The organism is Yimella radicis (genome assembly GCF_054778255.1).
Genome location: NZ_BAAGZR010000005.1, coordinates 1 through 2,376, shown reverse-complemented (window position 1 = coordinate 2,376; position 2,376 = coordinate 1). Strand labels below are relative to the sequence as shown.

At 66.4% G+C, this 2,376-nt stretch carries 3 protein-coding genes and 1 pseudogene; 3 read left to right on the top strand and 1 reads right to left on the bottom strand.

What is annotated here, in order from left to right:
- On the top strand, window positions 1-181 hold a 181-nt coding region (locus ACYU8W_RS03745; protein ID WP_499466758.1), incomplete at its 5' end, for a helix-turn-helix domain-containing protein.
- A gap of 26 nt (window positions 182-207) precedes the next feature.
- On the opposite strand, the pseudogene ACYU8W_RS03740 reads toward ACYU8W_RS03745, so the two are convergent.
- A pseudogene (locus ACYU8W_RS03740) lies at window positions 208-934 on the bottom strand (transposase); the annotation flags it as partial.
- Between the two features lie 332 nt (window positions 935-1,266).
- Between ACYU8W_RS03740 and ACYU8W_RS03735 the strand changes: the two are divergent.
- Window positions 1,267-1,791 (top strand): IS110 family transposase, encoded by a 525-nt coding sequence (locus ACYU8W_RS03735; protein WP_499466760.1) that lies wholly within the window; start codon window positions 1,267-1,269, stop codon window positions 1,789-1,791.
- Window positions 1,792-1,976: 185 nt separating this feature from the next.
- On the top strand, window positions 1,977-2,376 hold a 400-nt coding region (locus tag ACYU8W_RS03730; RefSeq protein ID WP_499466756.1), incomplete at its 3' end, for a transposase family protein.

The following is a 2,376-nucleotide window of genomic DNA, read 5'->3' as shown; positions in this document are numbered from 1 at the left end:
CACCCAGCTCCGCCCGCTGCGTCAGGCCGCCGGGATCACCATCGAGACCGCCGCGCACGACCTGCACTGGTCCATGGCCACCGTCTCTCACATCGAACGCGGACACACCTCCAACCGCGCCGCGATCATCACCTACTGCGACTACCTCGCCACCCAGCAGCCACCCGGTTGCGCAATATAGGAGCATCCCTCATCCGTGAAGAGCCAGTTAACTGCGATCGCCTCCACCAGGCCAGCTTGGGCATCTGAGGTGATCGGCCGGACCCCGGTGAGGCCGCGGGCGACGAGGTCGGCGAAGAACTCGTTCCAGACTGGACCGGTCTCGGCGGTGGACACGCGCATGCCGAGGACCTCGCGGTGCCCGTCGCCGTTGACGCCGGTGGCGATGAGCACGACGGGCGTTGATCACCCGACCGCCCTCGCGCAGCTTCAGCGTCAATGCATCTGCGGAGTCGAAGGTAAACGGTCCTGCGGCACCCACGGCCGGTGCCTGAACTGCTCGACTTGGTCGGCTGCCATCCGGGAGGCCTTCGACTTGCTCAGCGAGTCGATCCCGAGGGTCTTGACCAGTTTGTCCATCCGCCGGGGGGTACGCCGGCGAGCTGGCAGTCGGCGCCGACAGTGATTAGCGCGGCCTCTGAGCGCTTGCGGCGCTCGAGCAGCCACTCTGGGAACGACGTGCCCTTGCGGAGGTTGGGGATCGCGACCTCGATCGTCCCGACCCGGGTGTCCAGGTCGCGGTGACGGTAGCGGTTGCGTTGGTTGAACCGGCCCGGGCTGGGGCGGCCGTACTCGGCGCCGACCACCGCGTCGGCGTCCGCGGAGAGCAGGGCGTTGATCATGGTCTGCAGCAGAGCGTGCATCAGATCGGGCGACGCTTCGGCGAGTGTTCGCCGAGCAGACGTGCAGGGTCGACAACGTGAGGAGCGGTCATCGTGATGACCCCGTTCGAGAGGTCCGTAGGAGGTGCACTCGAAGGATCTCGCGGTGGCCGCGTCCGACGTACACGCCGGTGACCAACTCAGCGACCGCGCTACACAGAGATGATGGATGCGGCTCCGGTGCCGGTGTGACTCGCTCTTACACCGACACCCCGTGCGGGTTGTCCTTCAGTGGATCTGTCCACCGACGCCGGAGTTTCCGCAGGCCGGGTGGAACATAACTTGATAGGAGCCTGACCGGGAAGTCGCGCGCCTTTGTGCTGTCTGCCCCGACCGACCTGCGGTGACGTCATTCACCGTTGGAAGGGAACCGTCCTTGTCGAGCATGCCAGTCGTCGCGATCCCCGCCAGCACGCCTGCCGAGATGCTGTTGGTCGCTGGAATCGATACCCGCAAGCTCACCCACCACGTAGCCGTCGTCGATCATCTAGGGCGCTGCGTCGCTGACCACCAGTTCAACACCACAGAAGTCGGCCACGCCGAGCTGGACGACTTCCTTCAGGCCCACGGCCACGTCGATCGAGTCGGCGTCGAAGGCACCGGCTCGTACGGGGCCGGGATCGCGCGGGCACTCTCGTCGGCTGGGTTCGTGGTCGTGGAGGTCATTCGCCAGAACCGTCAAGCCCGCCGACTTCGCGGCAAGTCCGAGTCCAAAGTCGCTCCTGGTGACCCGCCCCTAACCGGCACGCACCGCTTATCGCTCCCTCAACGGCGACAAAATCGTCGGCGTCCTTGCCCGCAGCCGTCCCCCGACGAGCCGCTCGAATCCCGAAGACGTGGCCCGCCTCAGCCTCAAACTTCGGGCGCTCAGGTACGCAACCCTGAGCACCGAGATCACGGCGATCGATGAACAATTACTGGTCCTGGTGCGCTCGGTGAACCCGCGGCTGCTCACACTCAACGGCGTGGGAGCCATGACCGCCGCGCTGCTCACCGCGGCCGGTGACAACCCAAAACGACTCGCGTCCACGGGCGCCTTCGCTGCGTTAACNCGAGTTCACCGTCCTGCAGCTCGAACGAATCGATGCCGACACGGTGCGTGTCGTCATCGAGGTCATCGACCCGGAGGGCGCCTGCCCCGAGTGCGGGGTGCTCACCTCAAGGATCAAGGAGCGGCCACTGGTTCGAGTCAAGGACTTGCCTGCCTCCGGCCAAAGAACCGATCTGTGGTGGCTCAAACGGCGCTTGGTGTGCCGCGAACCGGCCTGTGGGACAGCGACATTCACGCAGCAGTCCCGCGCTGTGCCGGCACGGTCGCGGCTCACGACCCGGCTACGAGAGAAGATCGGTTCGGCGATCGCGTCGGGCAACCGCGCCGTCAGCGAGGTCGCTAGCGAGTACCAGGTGGCGTGGTCGACCGCGCACCGGGCGCTCATCGCACTGGCCAACCAGTGGCTGCCCGAGCCGGAACCCACCCGCGTGCTCGGCATCGACG

Bases quoted from the DNA above. Each gene is read 5' to 3' on its own strand.
- ACYU8W_RS03735 (WP_499466760.1), top strand. From the start codon at position 1,267: ATGCCAGTCGTCGCGATCCCCGCCAGCACGCCTGCCGAGATGCTGTTG.